Source organism: Clavibacter vidaverae (genome assembly GCF_047529985.1).
Taxonomy (GTDB): domain Bacteria; phylum Actinomycetota; class Actinomycetes; order Actinomycetales; family Microbacteriaceae; genus Clavibacter; species Clavibacter nebraskensis_A.
The window spans coordinates 598,189-615,618 of sequence record NZ_JBLJAM010000002.1; the positions used below are offsets into that span (position 1 = coordinate 598,189).

10 protein-coding genes are annotated in these 17,430 nt (G+C 72.4%); 4 read left to right on the forward strand and 6 right to left on the reverse strand.

Features of this window, described 5'->3' with window-relative positions; all coding sequences use genetic code 11:
* Positions 1-43 precede the first annotated feature (43 nt).
* Positions 44-916: a formyltetrahydrofolate deformylase gene (gene purU, locus ACMT9T_RS15575; protein ID WP_414746391.1), complete on the forward strand. Its 873-nt coding sequence runs from the start codon at positions 44-46 to the stop codon at positions 914-916.
* A gap of 79 nt (positions 917-995) precedes the next feature.
* On the opposite strand, the gene ACMT9T_RS15580 is transcribed toward purU, so the two are convergent.
* The 3 genes from ACMT9T_RS15580 to ACMT9T_RS15590 form a co-directional block, all read right to left on the reverse strand.
* Positions 996-4,613 carry a S8 family serine peptidase gene (locus ACMT9T_RS15580; RefSeq protein WP_414746392.1) on the reverse strand — a complete coding sequence of 1,206 codons (3,618 nt, stop codon included), beginning with the start codon at positions 4,611-4,613 and terminating at the stop codon, positions 996-998.
* A gap of 306 nt (positions 4,614-4,919) precedes the next feature.
* The gene (locus ACMT9T_RS15585; RefSeq protein WP_414746393.1) at positions 4,920-8,504 is read right to left on the reverse strand and encodes a S8 family serine peptidase; all 3,585 of its coding nucleotides are present in this window, start codon (positions 8,502-8,504) and stop codon (positions 4,920-4,922) included.
* A 249-nt stretch (positions 8,505-8,753) separates the two neighbouring features.
* Positions 8,754-9,968 carry an NADP-dependent isocitrate dehydrogenase gene (locus tag ACMT9T_RS15590; protein WP_414746394.1) on the reverse strand — a complete coding sequence of 405 codons (1,215 nt, stop codon included), beginning with the start codon at positions 9,966-9,968 and terminating at the stop codon, positions 8,754-8,756.
* 200 nt (positions 9,969-10,168) lie between these two features.
* Between ACMT9T_RS15590 and ACMT9T_RS15595 the strand changes: the two genes are divergently transcribed.
* The 3 genes from ACMT9T_RS15595 (at position 10,169) to ACMT9T_RS15605 (ending at position 11,612) form a co-directional block, all read left to right on the forward strand.
* Positions 10,169-10,621 carry a GNAT family N-acetyltransferase gene (locus ACMT9T_RS15595; RefSeq protein WP_043673388.1) on the forward strand — a complete coding sequence of 151 codons (453 nt, stop codon included), beginning with the start codon at positions 10,169-10,171 and terminating at the stop codon, positions 10,619-10,621.
* A 3-nt stretch (positions 10,622-10,624) separates the two neighbouring features.
* Positions 10,625-10,945, forward strand: coding sequence for an MGMT family protein (locus tag ACMT9T_RS15600; protein WP_414746395.1), 321 nt, complete (start codon positions 10,625-10,627; stop codon positions 10,943-10,945).
* Positions 10,946-11,093: 148 nt separating this feature from the next.
* Positions 11,094-11,612, forward strand: coding sequence for a hypothetical protein (locus tag ACMT9T_RS15605; protein WP_414746396.1), 519 nt, complete (start codon positions 11,094-11,096; stop codon positions 11,610-11,612).
* 22 nt (positions 11,613-11,634) lie between these two features.
* Here ACMT9T_RS15605 and ACMT9T_RS15610 read toward each other — a convergent pair whose 3' ends face one another.
* From ACMT9T_RS15610 to ddaH, 3 genes are all read right to left on the reverse strand, one after another.
* Complete coding sequence (locus ACMT9T_RS15610; protein ID WP_414746397.1) at positions 11,635-13,443, reverse strand: ABC transporter ATP-binding protein; 1,809 nt, start codon at positions 13,441-13,443, stop codon at positions 11,635-11,637.
* The gene (locus ACMT9T_RS15615; protein WP_414746398.1) at positions 13,440-15,287 is read right to left on the reverse strand and encodes an ABC transporter ATP-binding protein; all 1,848 of its coding nucleotides are present in this window, start codon (positions 15,285-15,287) and stop codon (positions 13,440-13,442) included. Before ACMT9T_RS15615 ends, ACMT9T_RS15610 begins: the two co-directional genes overlap by 4 nt.
* 559 nt (positions 15,288-15,846) lie before the next feature.
* Positions 15,847-17,196: a dimethylargininase gene (gene ddaH / locus ACMT9T_RS15620; protein ID WP_414746399.1), complete on the reverse strand. Its 1,350-nt coding sequence runs from the start codon at positions 17,194-17,196 to the stop codon at positions 15,847-15,849.
* Between the last annotated feature and the right edge of the window lie 234 nt (positions 17,197-17,430).

A 17,430-nucleotide genomic window follows, 5' to 3' on the forward strand; every position in this document is an offset into this window, starting at 1 on the left:
CGGGGCCGGCGGGATCCGCGCAGCCAGGCAATAGCCTAGACGGATGACCGACCAGGCCACCCCGGCGCGTCCCCCGCACCGCGTCCTCAGCTTCTCCTGCGACGACCGACCCGGCATCGTGCACGCCATCGCCGGCGCCATCGTCCAGGCCGGCGGCGACATCACCGAGTCGCAGCAGTTCTCGAGCGCCGACACCGGGCGGTTCTTCATGCGCCTGCAGATCCAGAGCGCCGCCGACGACGACCGGCTCGCCGACGCCCTCGCGGCCGTGGTCGAGCGCTACGACGCGACCTGGCACCTCGACGAGGTGGGCCGGCCGCTGCGCACGCTCGTGCTGGGATCCACCGCCGAGCACTGCGTGAACGACCTGCTGTTCCGCCAGCGCGCGGGCCAGCTGCCCGTCGAGATCCCGCTCGTGCTGAGCAATCACGGGAAGCTGGCCGACCTCGCGGGCTTCTACGGCGTGCCGTTCGAGCACGTCCCCGTCACCGACGACGCGTCGAAGCGGGCGTTCGAGGACCGGGTGATCCGCGCGGTCGAGGAGCACGACATCGAGCTGGTGGTGCTCGCGCGCTACATGCAGATCCTCTCCCCCGAGCTGTGCGCCCGGCTCAGCGGCCGGATCATCAACATCCACCACTCCTTCCTCCCCGGCTTCAAGGGCGCGAACCCCTACAAGCAGGCGCACGCGCGCGGCGTGAAGCTCATCGGCGCGACCGCCCACTTCGTGACGAGCGACCTCGACGAGGGCCCGATCGTGGAGCAGAACGTCGTGCGGGTGGACCACTCGCGCAGCGCCCGCGAGCTCATGGCGATCGGCCAGGACGAGGAGTCGCGCACCCTCACGCAGGCCGTGCGCTGGTTCGCCGAGCACCGCGTGCTGCTCGACGGCGCCCGTACGATCATCTTCCGCTGACGCTCGAGGCCAGGACGCCGAGAGGGGCGGGTGCCTGCCGGCACCCGCCCCTCCGCGGTTCGTCGCTACGTCAGCCGGATCAGCGGCTCACGTAGAGGTACTTCGGCGCGCTGGTCTTCGCCGCGTTCGCGTCGTCGCCCGCGTACGTCGCGGTGACCGCGTAGCGGCCCTTCGCGTACGCCGGCAGCTCGACGCGGCCGGTGCCCGCCGCGTCCAGGGTCACCTCGTACGAGTCCGAGCCGACCTTCACGGTGACGGTGCCGGTGGGCGCCGCCTTCGCCTGGCTGTCGACCTTGACCGTCACGACGGCCTTCTGCGCGCTCGTCACCACGGCGGGCTTGACGGCCACCGTGATCGTGCTGGCCAGCTTGATCACGACGGGCTCGCTGGTCGCGGTGCCCGTCGGGCCCTCGGCCGGCTTCGCCGTCACGACGACGGTGATCGACTTGCCCGACACCGACGGCGAGACCTTGTAGGTCGCGCGCTTCTGGCCGGCGATCGGCTTGCCGTCCGCATACCACTGGTACGAGAACGCGAGGCCCTCCTGGTCCCACGTGCCGGGCGACGCGGTGAGCGTCTGGCCGGCCACGGGCGTGCCCGTGATCACGGGCGGCGCGGTCGCCGCCGGGGCCGGGATCGCCCCGGACTCGACGCGGACGTACGTCGTGAAGGCGGAGCCGGCGTACCCGACGCGGCCGAGGTACGCGGTCTCGGGAGCGAGGTCGCTCCACGACGCCGTGTAGGTGGCCGGACGGCTCTGGACCGCGTCGATCGGGTTCGGGGTCACCTGGAAGGAGCCCTCGTCCGTCGTCGTGGACAGGTCGAACTGCGTGACCGTGTACGCCGCGGTCGTCGAGCCCTCGGGGACCGAGAACACGTCGACCTTGACCACGTAGGCGCCGGCGGTCGGCGTCTCGATGGTGACCGACTCGTCCGCCGACGCGGTGGCCGACGTGTAGGTCGCGACGACCTTCCCGTCGACGACCCGGGTGACCGTGAGGTCGAGGTCGGCGGCGTCGTCCGCGGAGTCGAGGTCGATCCGCGTGGCGAGCTGGCCCGCCGGCACGGTGACCGGGTAGGTGGCCGACGTCTTCGCGGCTCCCGATCCGGTGGTGGGCGACGCGGCGTCCTCCGGGTCCGGGATCACGACGCCGCGGGCGAGGCCCTCGGCGGTGAGCGCGATCGGCCCGGTGGTGCCGGGCGTGACCGTGACGTCCACGGATCCGTCGATGCCCGTGCCCTGCACCTCGGCCGGGGCCGCGATGGAGACGGGGTTGACCGCGACGGGGCTGCGCACGACGTGGTCGGCGCTCGTCCAGGTGAGCGAGCCGGTGGCGTACCGGTCGACGGCCGCCGTGGTGCGCGTGAACGACACCTCGAACGACTTGGTCTGGCCCGCCTCGGTGAACTCGAGCGTCGACGGGGTGACGTCCGCCGTGATGCCGTCGAGGCCCTGCACGCTGGCCGTGTAGGTGCCGGGTCCGGTGGAGGTGACCTCGCGGGTCACGGTCTCGGCGCCCGTGAGGGTGCCGATCGCGATGCTCGCCAGGTTCAGCTCCGACGGGTCGACGGGGTCGATGCCCGTCGCGTAGCCCGTGGCCGCGAGGTACGCGACCCAGTCGTCGTAGCCGTTGAGGTAGAGCAGGCCCGCGTCGAGGTAGCGGCGCGGATCCACGTGCCCGGCGCCCTGGGCGAAGGGGTCGGTGACGGTGGCGCCCTTGGCGTCCTTCGTGTCGTACGCGGTCGTCATGAGCGCGGACTTGATCTCCGAGACGGCCGCGTTCGGGCGCTCGCCCAGGTACAGCAGCGCGAGGCCGGCCACGTGCGGGGCCGCCATCGACGTGCCGGACAGGAGCGCGAAGGTCGGCTCGGCGCCCTCCGCGTTGTTCGTCGCCGCGATGATCGAGACGCCGGGCGCCGTCACGTCGGGCTTGAGGATGTCGCTGCCGTCCGCGAGGACCGGGCCGCGCGAGCTGAAGCCGGCGACCTGGGGGGTCGGGGCGGAGACGCCCGTCGTGTTGTCGGGCACCAGCGTGGCGGTCGCGCCGGGCGTGGCCGCGTACGCGGAGACCGCGGCGTAGACGTCGGCGTCGAGGTGGACGGTCGGCACGGCGTGCGTGTCGGCGTCGATCGAGTTGGGCGTCGGGTTGACGAGGACCATGCCGATGCCGCCCGCGCGCTCGACCTCGGCCGACTTCGCGACGCGGTCGACGACGCCCCGCTCGCACAGGACGATCTTGCCGGCGGTCGTGGCCGGGTCGAGGGTCCCGGGTCCGCACAGGTTCGGCGTGGTGGCGCCGGCCGCGGCGACGGAGGCCGCCGTGGCGAAGGCGCCGGTGACCGGCTCGGTCACGGTGATGGACGAGCCCGCGAACTGCTGCCCGTCGCCGAGCTTCGCGGTGGCCTCGAAGTTGCCCGCGACCGTGCTCGCGGCGACCGTGGTGATCCACGGCGACGCGTTGTCGAGGGTGGAGGCGCCGGGGCCGGAGTTGCCCGCGGAGGCGGACACGAAGATGCCCGCGCTGGCCGCGCCGAGGAACGCCGCGTCGGTGGCGGAGAACGTGGTCTCCGCGGATCCGCCGCCGATGGAGTAGTTGATGACGTCGACGCCGTCCTTCGTCGCCTGCTCGATGGCGGCGACGAGGTCCGCGCCGGCGCAGCCGTCGTCGTCCTGCGTGGAGTTGTCGGGGCCCGACCAGCAGACCTTGTACGCGGCGATCTTCGACGCGGGCGCGACGCCCGAGATCTCGCCGAGCGGGTTGCCGTCGATGGTCGCCTCGACGCCCGCGTTGCCCGCCGCCGTGGATCCGGTGTGCGAGCCGTGGCCGTCGCCGTCGCGCGGGGAGACGTACTCGCCCGTCGTCGCGTTGCCGATGTTGCCCTTGCCGAAGCCGGCCACGAAGTAGCGCGCGCCGACGATCTTGGTGCTGCAGTCGGCGGCCGTGAACTGCTCGCCGGTCTGGCAGACGCCGGTGAACTGCGTGCCGTCGCCCTTGTCGAAGCGGATCGTGGATCCGTCGAGGTAGGGTGCGTCGCCTGCGGAGGTGCCCAGCGGGGCGCCCGCGAAGGACGGGTTCTCGGGGGCGATGCCGGTGTCGATGACGCCGATGACGGCGCCCTCGCCCGCCTTCTCCTGGCCGCCCGTCTTCGCCCAGACGCCGTCGGGGCCGGTGAGCCCGAGGAAGTCGGCCGCCGGGGTGGAGGTGGGGTGGTAGATCCGGTCGGGCTCGACGCTCTGGACCTTGCGGTCGCTCGAGAGCTCGGCGGCCTGCTCGGCGGTGAGGTCGGCCGAGAAGCCGTTGACCGTCAGGGAGTACGAGTAGTCGATGTCGGCGCCGACGCTGGCCGCGACATCCTCCTGCTGCTGCTCCAGGTAGTCCGTGTACTTCGAGACCGGCGCGGATCCCGCGTCGAGCTGCGTACCCGAGCGCGCCTCGGTCGCGGCGAGTCCGGAGACGCCGCCCTGGTAGGTCGCGGCGGCCTCGTCGGCGAGGGTCACGATGTAGCGGCCGTCCTTCAGGTCGGCGGCCTGCTTCGCGACGGTCGGCGCGGGGGCGGCCATGGCGCCTCCCGCTCCGAACGCGACGAGGCCGGCGGCGACGAGGGCGGTGGCGACGACGGAGGCCGTCGCCTTGCGCAGGGAGGCTGCGCGGTCCGACTCCGGGTGGAGCCGAGGGAAGCGTGGGATCACGAACACGTCCTTCAGATGGGGATCAGTGGTCCGAACGCGCCCCTTGCGACGCGCACGAAACCTCAACATACCCCGGGTATTCACCCTGAGAAAGGGCCCGTGTTACCGCCGTGTAACAGTTCCCGCGGGCGCCGGATCGGCGCTCTGGCGGGCTTCCCGAGCCAGACCCGCGTCATCCATGCGCGAGCGCCATCCCCTGCTGCGGGGAAGACATTCAGGAACCCCCGCTCCCTCGCGTGTAAAGGCTGGTGCCGCGCACGACGAAGGGCGGATGCCGTCCGGCACCCGCCCTCCGTCGATCGCTCGCGACCGTCAGCGCACGACGATCCTCTGGGCGCTGCTCGTGCCCGCGCCGACGAGGTGGTCACCCGCGTAGGAGGCCTGCACCGTGCGGGTCCCCGGCGCGATGCCCGTGAGATCCGCGCAGCCGTTCCCGGAGCCGTCGAGGGGCACGTCGTGCTCCGCCCCGTCCACGGTCACCCGCACCACCCCGGTGGCGGCCTGCTTCGCGGCCGACGTCACCGACACCTGCACGTGCACGCCGCCGCTCGGCGTGCCCTGCGGTCGCGTCGCCTGCAGGTGCACCGTCGCCACGTCCCGCGCGGTGACCTGCGGGCTCGTGGCGACGCCCTTCTGCCCGTCGGCTGCGGTGGCCGTCACCTGGACGGCGAGCGCCGTGCCCGCCACCGCGGAGGTCACGCGGAACGTCGATCCCGTCGCCCCGGCGATCGGCGTGCCGTTCGACAGCCACTGCGTGGCCAGCTCGACGCCCTTCGGCGTCCACTCCCCCGTCGACGCCGTGAGCGTCTGCCCGACGTCCGGCGTGCCGCTGATGGCGGGAGCCGCGGTCGCGGCGGGTGCGGCGGCGGGCGTGGTGACGTCCACGAGCGTGGTGGCGGCGGCCCCGCCGTAGCTGACGAGACCGACGTAGGACGCGCCGGCGGCGAGCCCGGACCACGAGGCCGTGTACGAGGCCTTCTTCCCCACGGTGACGGGGAGCTGGGCCGGCGAGACCGCGAACGGCCCCTCCCCGCCCGTGCCCCCCACGTCGTACCGCGTGAGGTCGTAGTCGACGCTCTTCGCCGAACTCGCGAGCTTCGCGGCCTGCACGGTGACGAAGTAGTCGCCCGCCTCGGGTGCCGGCACGACGATGCGCTCCGACAGCGAGGAGGTGTTCTGCAGGGTCACCAACGTGCGGTCGGCGTCGGTCTTGCCCGCCTTCTCCAGCTGCATCACGAGATCCGAGGCCCCGTCGAGCGGTGCCGCGTCGAGGACGAGCGCCTTCTCGCCCGCCTTCACCGTGATCTTGTTCTCGTCGCCCTCGGTGGTGCTGACGCTGCCCGTGTGCCCGGTCTTCCCGTCGCTCACGAGCTGGCCGCGCGAGAGACCGGCGGTCGTCAGCGGGATCCGGCCCGTGACACCCGCGTCGACCGACACGTCGACCCTCCCGCTCGTGCCGGTGCCGTCGACCGTCGCCGGAGCGGAGACCGCGGTCGGCCGCACCGCGACGGGGCTGCGGACGGTGCCGGCGGATCCGCTCCACGTGAGCGAGCCGGTCGACCACGTGTCGGACGGCGCCCCGCGCTTCGCGGTGATGCGCACCTGGAAGGACTTCGTCTGGCCCGGAGCCGTGAACGTCAGCCGCGCGGGCGTGACCTTCACGTCCGCCTGCGACACGCCCTGCACGGATGCCGTCCAGGTGCCCGCGGTCAGCGACGTCACGGTGCGCGTGACGGTCGTGGACCCCAGGAGCTTCCCGACGCCGATGCTCGGCAGGTTCAGCTGGGACGGGGCGACCGGCGCCACCGGGTGCGGCAGCGCGAGCCCCGTGGCCGCGGCGTACGCAGCCCAGTCCTTCGCGCCGCTCGGGTAGAAGAGGCCGGGCTCGAGGAACCGGTCCGGGGCGATCTGCCCCGCTCCCTGGGCGAACGGGTCCGTGTCGGGCTTGCCGTCCGCGCCGAGGGTGTCGGTCGCGGTCGTCATGATCGCCGACTTGACCTCCGCCGGCGACGCCTTCGGGTGGAGGCCGAGGTAGACGAGCCCGAACCCGGCGATGTGCGGCGAGGCCATGGACGTGCCCGAGTACGCGGCGAAGTCGGGCTTGCCGTCCGCGTCGTTGACCGCGGCCAGGATGCCCACGCCCGGAGCCGTGACGTCCGGCTTGATGGTGTCGCCGCCGTCGACCAGCTCGGAGGGGCCGCGGGAGCTGAATCCCGCGACCTGCGGCGCGGGCCGCTCGACGCCCGTCGTGTTCCCGTTCGTCAGGGTCGCCGTGGCACCCGCCTTCGACGCGTACGCGACGATCGCGGCGCGCGAGTCGGCGTCGAGGTGCACCGTGGGGACGCTGTGGAGGTCGAGGTCCTCGGAGTCGGACGTGACGTTGGTGAGCACCATGCCGATGCCGCCCGCGCGCTTCACCTCCGCGCTCTTGTCGACGCGGTTCACCACGCCCCGGTCGCACTGCACGATCCTGCCGCGCACCTTGTCCGGATCCAGCGTGCCGTCCCCGCACGCCTCGGGGGAGGCGGCGCCCTTCACGCCGGAGTCCGCCCCGCGCACGAGGGGTCCCGTGACCGTGGAGCCCACGGTGAGGGAGGCGCCGCTGAAGCTCGCCCCGCTGCCGAGGGTGACCGTCCCGGAGTAGTTGCCCGGCACGCTGCTGGCGGCGACGGTGGTGATCCACGGCTCGGTGTTCGAGATCGTCCCGGCATCGGGGCCGCTGTTGCCGCCTGCCGCCGCGACGAAGACGCCGGCGTTCGCGGCGCCGAGCAGGGCTCGCTCGAACGTGTCCTCCGCCTTCCCCGCGCCGCCGAGCGACATGTTGATCACGTCGACGCCGTCGGCCGTGGCCTGCTCGATCCCGGCGACGATGTCCGACGTCGTGCAGCCGTCGTCGGTCTCCACCTTCGGGTCGGGCCCGTTCCAGCACACCTTGTAGGTCGCGATCCTCGCCGCGGGGGCGATGCCGGCGATGGTCTCCTGGACGGCACCCGTGGTCGCCGTCACGCCCGCGTCGCCCGCGGCCGTGCTCGTGGTGTGGCTCCCGTGCCCGGCGGTGTCGAGCGGGGACACCTTCTCCTGCGGCCCGAGCGGGCTGCCCGATGCGGCCCAGCCGGCCTCGAAGGCCCGTGCGCCGACGATCTTGGTGGAGCAGTCGTCGGCCGTGAACCCGTCGCCCGTCTGGCACGTCCCGTGGAACACGGTGCCGTCCCCCTTGCGGAAGTCGATGCGGGATCCGTCGCGGTACGGCTCCGCCCCGGGCGTCGACCCCAGGGGCTTCCCGGCGAAGGAGGGGTTGTCCGGGGCGATGCCGGTGTCGAGGACGCCCACCACGGTGCCCTGGCCAGCCTTGCCGACGCCGCCCGCCTTCGACCAGAGGCCGTGGTCGCCCTCGAGCCCGAGGAAGCGGGAGTCCGGCGTGGACGTGGGGTGCAGCTTCCGATCGGGCTCAACGCTCAGCACGTGGCTGTCGTGCGCGAGCGCCTGGACCTGGGCGGCCGTCAGCTCGGCGGAGAATCCGTCGACGGTGAGGGAGTACCGGTTGGTCGGGGTGACGCCCGCCGCGTCCGCGGCCGAGTCCTGGAGGTGCGTGAGGTGCTCGGAGTAGCGCTGCACGGCGTCCGACTGGGCGTCGAGCCGGGCGCCCGGCTCGACCTTCGTGCGCGCGAGCCCGTCGAGGGTGCCGTCGTAGGCGGCCGCGGGCTGGTCCTTCAGGGTGACGAGGTAGTGGCCGTCCTTCGCGACGACGGGGACGGACGCCGTCGGCGCATCGTCCGCCATGGCGGTCGTGGTCCCCGCGGCGACGAGCGCCAGCGCGAGCGTGCAGGCCGCGAGGGGCCGGGCCGCGCGCAGTCGGCGCCTCCGGCCGGGCGGGATCGGGTCTCGGTGGATGGGCATGGCTGTTCCCTCCTGTCGCCGGCCTCGGCCGGCATCCGGATCCGCGGCGCGCACGATGTGCAGGACGGCGCGAGCCCCCCGTCGCGGAGTCGCGTCGTCGACGCGATGGGGAGAACCGTAGGGAGGAATCCACGCCCCCCGTCGATGCTCTGCACACGTGATGCCCATCCGGCGATGCGAGAGGCCCCGCCCCCGATGCGGGGGCGGGGCCTCTCGGCGTGCGGCGGCGTCGGATCGACGCCCGCGGGATCAGGCCAGGCGCGTCTGCAGGTTCTCCGCGAGCGACGCGAGGAACTCCTCGGTCGTCTGGTACGGCTGGTCGGGTCCGACGAGGAGCGCGAGGTCCTTCGTCATCCTGCCGCTCTCGACCGTCGTGATGACGACGTCCTCGAGGGTGTCCGCGAACGTCTTGAGCGCGTCGTTGCCGTCGAGCTTGGCGCGGTGCGCGAGGCCACGGGTCCACGCGTAGATGGACGCGATCGGGTTCGTCGACGTGGGCTTGCCCTGCTGGTGCTGGCGGTAGTGGCGCGTGACGGTGCCGTGCGCGGCCTCCGCCTCGACGACCTTGCCGTCGGGCGTGGTGAGCACGCTCGTCATGAGGCCGAGCGAGCCGAAGCCCTGGGCCACGGTGTCGGACTGCACGTCGCCGTCGTAGTTCTTGCAGGCCCAGACGTAGCCGCCCTCCCACTTGAGCGAGGCGGCGACCATGTCGTCGATGAGGCGGTGCTCGTAGGTGAGGCCCGCGGCGGCGAACTGGTCCGCGTACTCGGCCTCGAAGACCTCCTGGAACAGGTCCTTGAAGCGGCCGTCGTAGGCCTTGAGGATCGTGTTCTTGGTGGAGAGGTAGACCGGGTAGTTGCGGGCGAGGCCGTACGAGAGCGACGCGCGCGCGAAGTCGCGGATCGAGTCGTCGAGGTTGTACATGCCCATCGCGACGCCGGATCCGGGGCTCTGGAACACCTCGAACTGCTGCGGCTCGGAGCCGTCCTTCGGGGTGAAGGTCATCGTGAGCGTGCCCTCGCCCTCGAAGCGGAAGTCGGTGGCGCGGTACTGGTCGCCGAACGCGTGGCGGCCGACGATGATCGGCTTGTTCCAGCCGGGCACGAGGCGCGGGATGTTGCTGATGATGATGGGCTCGCGGAAGATCGTGCCGCCCAGGATGTTGCGGATGGTGCCGTTCGGCGAGCGCCACATCTTCTTCAGGCCGAACTCCTCGACGCGCGCCTCGTCGGGCGTGATCGTGGCGCACTTGACGCCGACGCCGTGCTTCTTGATCGCGTTGGCCGCGTCGATCGTGATCTGGTCGTCGGTCTCGTCGCGCTTCTCGATGCCCAGGTCGTAGTACTCGAGGTCGATGTCGAGGTACGGGTGGATGAGCGTGTCCTTGATGGACTGCCAGATGATGCGCGTCATCTCGTCGCCGTCGAGCTCGACGACGGTCCCCTCTACCTTGATCTTCTCCACGAAGTCCTCCTCATGCTCGTCGGTGCCCTCCGATCGCGCGTCTCCGTCGGCGCGCGCCGGGTCCGGCTCGTCGCCGGTGGATCCGTCCGCCAGCCTACCCGCCGACCCCTGTCTCTCGACATCGAGACATCGGCGAGGCGGCCCCGGATGAGGCGCCCGGCCTCCTGGTCCGAGGAGGATCCGCCCGATACCCTGTGCCCATGAGCGACATGAGACTCGAAGAGCTGAGCGCCCGCACGATCGTGGCGGCCAACACGCTGACGCTCAAGCCGGGGCAGGAGAACTACGTCGCCCCCGTGTCGCACTCCATCGCCGAGGCGTACGTCAACCCCACCACCGCCTGGCCCCGCGTCGTGATCGAGGACGAGGAGGTCGTCGGCTTCATCATGGGCAACTTCGACCCCGAGGCCCACGAGGAGATCTTCCGCAGCTGCATCTGGCGCATCAACGTCGACGCGGACGCGCAGGGCCACGGCGTCGGCCGCTTCGCCGTGCTCTCCCTCGCCGACGAGGCGCGCTCGCGCGGCTTCGACCGCCTCACCGTCGTATGGGAGCCGGGCGAGGACGGCCCGGAGGACTTCTTCACGCACGTCGGCTTCGAGGTCATCGGCGAGACGCAGTACGGCGAGGCCATCGGCGCGCTGGCGCTCTAGCGCGTGGCCGTCTTCGCGACGCCCGGCGAGTTCACCGACCGGGTGCTCGAGGTCGTGGCCGAGATCCCGTCGGGCCGGGTCATGACGTACGGCGACGTCGCCGCCGTCTTCGGCCGCCGCGGCGCCCGCGCGGTCGGCATGGTGCTGCGCTACCACGGCTCCGGGCTCCCCTGGTGGCGCGTCCCCCGGGCGGGCGGGCACCCGCCGACGGGGCTCGCCGACGAGGCGCGGCCCCGCTACGAGGCCGAGGGCACGCCGCTCCTCGCGGCGCCGACCGACGCCGGGTACCGCGTCGACCTCGAGGCGGCGCGCTGGTTCCCGTGATCCCGATCCGCTGACGGTGCGCCGGGCCGACCGCGGGCCGGCCGTCCGCTCCCCTCCGCCTCCCGGCCGAACCCGGATCATGCTGCAGGACCACGCCCGGGGCCGCGCGGCCGATGCGCGGCGCCCGCCGCTGCGCTGGACTGGGAGCATGCCCCACAGCCCGTCCGCCCGCCCCTCCGTCGTCGCGTCATCCCCCGAGCCGGGCGTCCCGGGCTCCCGCTCCGCGCGTGGGACGAGGCGCCGGCCGACTGCGCGCCTCACGGCCGCTCCCCTCGCGGCGCTCCTCGTGCTGGCGCTCGGCGGGTGCGGCGCGGCGAGCACCGTCGGCGGCATGACCACCCCGGCGGACGCGCGCATCTACGCGACCGCGGCGGACGCCGACGGGCGGATCCCCTCCTGGATCCCGGCGGACGCGACCGACATCCGGATCAAGACGTCGCTGCGCGGCGAGGGCGCGATCCTCGGGTACCGCTCCGCGACGCCGGCCGATCGGCTCGGCTGCACCGCCGCTCCCGCCGACCCGGCTGCGCCTGCCGTGCAGGACACCTGGTGGCCGGATCCGTCGCCCGCCGCCACGATGACGTGCGGCGACGGATGGCTCGCCGCGGCCGACGGCGACGCCGTGCACGCGTGGCTGCCGAAGGGCTCCCCGGCGCTCGACCTCTGAGCGGGCCGGCGCCGGGAGGCCGTCAGACCAGCGACTCCCGCCAGGCCGCGTGCAGCTGCGAGAACCGGCCGGTGCCCTCGATGAGCGCCTCCGGCGTGCCGTCCTCGACGATGCGGCCCTGCTCCATCACGAGCACCCGGTCGGCGATCGCGACGGTCGAGAGCCGGTGCGCGATGATGATCGCCGTCCGGTCCGCGAGCAGCGTCGTGAGCCCCTGCTGCACGAGCCGCTCGCTGGGGATGTCGAGCGAGCTCGTCGCCTCGTCGAGGATCAGCACCGCCGGATCCGCGAGGAACGCCCGCGCGAACGAGATCAGCTGGCGCTGACCCGCCGACACCCGGCCGCCGCGCTTGTTCACGTCGGTGTCGTAGCCGTCCGGCAGCGACTCGATGAAGGTGTGCGCCCCCACGGCCTCCGCCGCCTCCTGGATCTCGCGCCTCGTCGCGTCGGGCTTGCCGATCGCGATGTTGTCGGCCACGGATCCGGAGAAGAGGTACGCCTCCTGCGTCACCATGACGATGGCGCGGCGCAGGTCCTTCGGGTGCAGGTCGCGGAGGTCGATCCCGTCGAGCGCCACGCGGCCGTCCGACGGGTCGTAGAAGCGCGAGATGAGCTTCGCGAGCGTGGTCTTGCCCGCCCCCGTGGATCCGACGAGCGCGATGGTCTGCCCCGCCGGCATGTCGAGGTCGAACCGCGGCAGGATCGTCTTGCCCTTCCCGTAGCCGAACTCGACGCCCTCGAAGGACACGTGCCCCGTGGACTCCCACAGGTCGACCGGCGCCACCGGATCCGGCACGCTCGGCTCCTCCTCGAGCACGCCCGAGATCTTCTCGAGCGCCGCCGACGCGGACTGGTAGCTGTTGTAGAACATCGCCATGTCCTGCGCCGGCCCGAAGAACTGGCGCGTGTAGAGCACGACGGCCAGCAGCGCGCCGATGCCGAGCTGCCCGTCGGCGACGCGGAGGCCGCCGACCAGCAGCACCACGGCGACCGTGACGTTGCCGATGAGGATGAGGCCCGGGTCGAAGACGCCGAACACCTGGATCACGCGCATGTTGGTGTCGCGGTACCCCTCGACGTGCTCGGAGAACTCGTCCGCGTTGCGCTTCTCCTTGCGGAACGCCTTCACCGCGCGGATCCCCGTCATGGTCTCGACGAAGTGCACGATCAGCCGCGCGGACTTCACGCGCGTCTGCCGGAACAGCGCCTGCGACTTGACGGCGAACCACAGGCTCAGGAAGAACAGCGGCACGAGCGCCGCGAGCAGCACGAGGCCCGAGACCCAGTCGAACGAGAACAGCGCGATCGCGGTGAACGCCATGTAGAGCGCGCCCTGCACGAGCTGGTTGATGCCGCCGTTGAGGAGCTCGCGGATCGAGTCGAGGTCGCTCGTCTGCCGGGAGATGATCCGGCCGGACGTGTAGGTCTCGTGGAACTCCAGGCTCAGCTTCTGCGTGTGCAGGAACATGCGCTTGCGGAGGTCGATGAGGATCTCCTGCGCGATCCGCGCCGACATCACCTGGTACTTCGCCACCAGCACCGCGCCCGTGACCGCCACCAGGACGTACGCCCCGATGATCAGCGCGAGCTGCGTGAAGTCGCCCGTGTCGAGCAGCGCGGGCAGCGCCCGGTCGAGGCCGATGCCGATGAGGGCGGGCCCGGCCACGTTGGCCGCGGTCGCGACGAGGATCGTCACGCCCGTCAGGATCAGCGTCTGCTTGACGGGCTGGATGGTGCTGACGAGCAGCCGCGTCGACCGCCGGCGGATCTGCTTGCTCTCGGCGCGGGAGAAGTCGTCCCTCTCCTCGCCGGTGACTCCGGTGACGCTCATGCTGAGGCCTCCTCGCGCACGGTGTTCCCTTCCACGTCCAGGCTCGAGATGACGAACCGGTAGTGCTCGCTCGTGGCGAGCAGGTCGGAGTGCCGGCCGACCGCGGTGATGCGGCCGTCCTGCATGAGCGCCACCCGGTCCGCGAGCATCACGGTCGAGGGGCGGTGCGCCACGATGAGCGCGGTGGTGGAGGCGAGCACGCGACGCAGCGCCGCCTCGACGAGCGCCTCCGTGTCGACGTCGAGCGCCGAGAGCGGGTCGTCGAGCACGAGTACGTCCGGCGCCGCCGCGACGGCGCGCGCCAGGGCGAGCCGCTGGCGCTGCCCGCCGGAGAGACTGAGGCCCTCCTCCCCCACGGTCGTCTCGATGCCGTCGGGCAGGTCGCGCACGAAGCCGGCCTGCGCGATGTCGAGCGCCTCCTGCAGCACGCGCTCCGCCTCGGGTCCGCCGTCGGCGAGGTCCGGCCGGCCGAGCAGCACGTTGTCGCGGACGCTCGAGGAGAAGAGCGTCGCGTCCTCGAACGCCATGGCGATGCGGCTGCGCAGCTCGTCGAGCCGCACGTCGCGGATGTCCACGCCGTCGAGCTCGATGCTGCCGCCGGTCACGTCGTAGAGCCGGGTCGTGAGCGCCGTCAGCGTGGACTTGCCGCAACCGGTGACCCCGACGAGCGCCATGGTCTCGCCCGGCTGCAGGTCGAGGTCCACGCCGTCGATGAGGTCGGCCTGGTCCGCCGCCGCGTCCTGGTAGCGGAAGTGCGCGCCGCGGAACACGAGATGACCGCGCGGCTCGGCGATGCGCACGGGCGCCTCCGGATCCGTGATGTCGTCCTCCTCGTCCATCACCTCGAAGTAGCGGTCGATGGCCGTGCGCGCGTCGAAGGTCATCGAGAGCAGGAAGCCCACCGACTCGATCGGCCAGCGCAGCACCGCCGCGGTCGCGAAGAACGCGACGAGGTCGCCCACGGAGATCTCCCCCGCGGATGCGAGGAGCACGCCGCCGAGCAGCGCGAGCGCGAAGGTCAGGTCGGGCACGAGCAGCAGCCAGAGCCAGATGCCCGCGATGGCCTTCGCCTTCTTGATCTCCGTGCCCCGCAGCTCCTCGGCCTGCTCGGCGAAGGCGTCGTGCATGTGCTTGCCGCGACCGAACGCCTTGAGCACGCGGATCCCGTGCACCGACTGCTCGACGCTGGTCGCGAGGTCGCCGGACTGGTCCTGGCTGAGGCGCGCGACGGAGGAGTACTTCTGCTCGAAGAGGTAGCCGTACACCCACAGCGGGATGGAGCAGACGAGGAAGCCGAGCCCGAGCCGCCAGTCGATGGAGACGAGGAAGCCGATGCCCACGAGGATCGTGAGGATGTTCACCACGAACAGCACCAGCCCGAACGCCATCCAGCGGCGGATGAGGTTGAGGTCGCTGACCATGCGCGACAGCAGCTGCCCGCTCTGCCAGCGGTCGTGGAACGCGACCGGGAGCCGCTGCAGCTTCCGGTAGAACGAGTTCCGCATGTCCGCCTCCATGAGCGTGCCGGGCTTCAGCACGAACCAGCGACGGAGGGCGATCATCACGGCCTCGAGGATCCCGAGGCCGAGGATGAGGAGCACGGCGGGCACGACCGCGGCGGAGTCGCCGTCGCCGAGGGGCCCGTCGACGAGTCCGCGGAGCACCTGCGGGATCACGAGCGACAGCAGCGATCCGATGAGCGCGACCACCATGCCCGCGATGATGCTCGGCATGGCGGGGCGGGCGAACGGCAGGAGCCGCATGAGCACGGCGACGGTCCCGGGGCGGGGGCCGTGCCGGTCGGATGCCGCCTGGTCAGGCGATGCGGGCGGGGAGGTGGACACGTGTCATTCCTTCGGTAGACCCGGCCGATGCGCGGCCGGACGTGCGGTGCGGCCGCGCGCGTCGGGACGCGAGCGGCGGAGGTTCGTGGGGTGGGGCGTGCCGGCGCGGGGCCGGCAGACGGACGGGGCGACGGCGCCGAGCGACAGCGGAAGCTCGATCGTCGCCCGGACCTCGGGATGCGGAGGCGGTGGGTGCGGCGGGGGATCCCGGATCCCGGGCCCATGCGCGCGGCACCGTCACCGAGACGACGGGGCCGGAGCCGGTGCCGGAGCGCCCGCCGGACTGCTCTAGCGGGCGCGGGACGCGGGCGCAGGCGCGGACGCGAGGCGCGAGGACGCGGCGTCGATCCGGATCGAGGTCGTGCGTGCGTCTGTCGTCGATGTCGTGGTCATGACACCCTCCCTGGCTGCGTATGCGATTCACGTCTGGGCCGCACCGATGGACCACGCGAGTGGCCGCGCCAGGCAGCCTTCCAGGATAGGGAGCGGAGAAGGGGACGCACAAGAGCCCGGCCCGCATCCGAGGATGCGAGCCGGGCTCGGGTGGATCGTCGACGCGTCAGCCGATGCGCACCGACAGGCACGTGACGCAGCCCTCGAGCTTCTCGAACTCGCTGACGTCCACCTGCACGATCTCGTACCCGAGGCCGCGGAGCAGCTCCGCGGTACGCGGTGCCGCCGCGGAGAGGAGCAGGGTGTCGTCGTCGAGCGCCACGACGGCGGCGCCCTCCGCCTCGGGGACGGCGAGGAAGGACGGGAACAGGCCCGGCTGGTCGACGAGGGGCTCGTAGCCGATGACCGTGCCGTCGGGCAGGGCCGTCACCTGCGACTTGAGGTGCAGGGTCCGGCTGACCGGCACGCCGACGACGGAGTAGCCGAGAGGACGCGCGACCTCCCGCAGCCGCCGGATCCCCGCGGCGTTCGTCCTCCCGCTGGCCCCGACGTAGATCGTGCGGCCCACCTCGAGGACGTCGCCGCCGTCGATGGTGGCGGGCAGGTCGATGGAGGCCACCGTGAGGTCCATCTCCTCCAGCGCCCGCTCGACGCCGGTGCGCTCCCCGCGCCGCGAGTCGGCACCGGAGGTGAGGAGCACGGCGGTGTCGCCCAGCACGAGGACCGCGTCCTCGACGAAGACGGAGTCCGGGTGGTCGTCCGCCGGCGGGACCTCGCGGGTGGTCCAGCCGTGCTCCTCGAAGGCGAGGACGTACCGCTCCCACTGCTGGTCCGCCAGCTCGGCGTCGACCGGGCGGCGCTCGACGTGCGTGAGCTCGCCCTCCGCGAGCCGGGCGGACGGGATCCGCACCAGGGCGACGCGCTCCCTCACCCGCGCATCGGGGCTCCCCACCAGACGGATCCAGAGACGTCGGCCGAGGAGGACCGATGCGAGGGAGACACCGAGGACGAACATGAGGTTGAGCCCGAGGAGCGTCTCGACCAGCGGGCCGACGATGTCGCCCGTGACCGTCGCGCCCTGGCCGAGCGCACCGACCAGGCTGCCCGCGAGCGCCCCGACGACGGCCGCGGCGACGGAGCCCACGATGGTCGTCCACAGACGCCGGTAGAACCCGGTCCCGGCGAGGGCCGCGAGGAGGACGAACGCGATGAGCGTATGCACGGTCCAGTAGTCGAGGAGCGTGACGAGGACGGCGGCCGCGGGCTGGTTCGCGCTGAAGAGCGTCAAGACGCTGAAGAGGAGACCCAGGATCGCCGAGACCCCCGCGGCGACGAGCGCCGCGGAGAGCGCACGACCGAGCGGCGTACCGCTCGAGCCGGTACGCGCAGATGCGCCGGACTTCGCCGGGGAAGCCGTCGGCCTCGTGGACCGCGGCTCGCGCTCCGCGATCTCGTCGCGCACGGCGGGCTGTTCGGGCTGGTCGGATATGCGGTCGTTCTCGCGGGGATCGGTCACGACCCACGACCATAACGGCCACCGCGATGAACGCGGTGTGAGGGCGCTGAAAGGCGCGAGCCGACGGTCCCGTGAATGCCTGGGAGCGCCATCGCAAAGGCGGTCGACGTCCGACAGCGGTGGGCACGAACAGAGCCGACGCGGGACATCGGCGACATTCGCGCATGCATGCGCGGAGGAAGCCTCGCTCTGGGCGACAGTGCAGGTCGCCCCTGCCCGGCCGGCCCCACCCCA

Excerpts from the sequence above, each read along its gene's own strand:
- ACMT9T_RS15610 (WP_414746397.1), bottom strand. The coding sequence starts at position 13,443 with ATGAGCGTCACCGGAGTCACCGGCGAGGAGAGGGACGACTTCTCCCGC.
- ACMT9T_RS15585 (WP_414746393.1), bottom strand. The coding sequence starts at position 8,504 with ATGCCCATCCACCGAGACCCGATCCCGCCCGGCCGGAGGCGCCGACTG.
- ACMT9T_RS15595 (WP_043673388.1), top strand. The coding sequence starts at position 10,169 with ATGAGCGACATGAGACTCGAAGAGCTGAGCGCCCGCACGATCGTGGCG.
- purU (WP_414746391.1), top strand. The coding sequence starts at position 44 with ATGACCGACCAGGCCACCCCGGCGCGTCCCCCGCACCGCGTCCTCAGC.
- ACMT9T_RS15605 (WP_414746396.1), top strand. The coding sequence starts at position 11,094 with ATGCCCCACAGCCCGTCCGCCCGCCCCTCCGTCGTCGCGTCATCCCCC.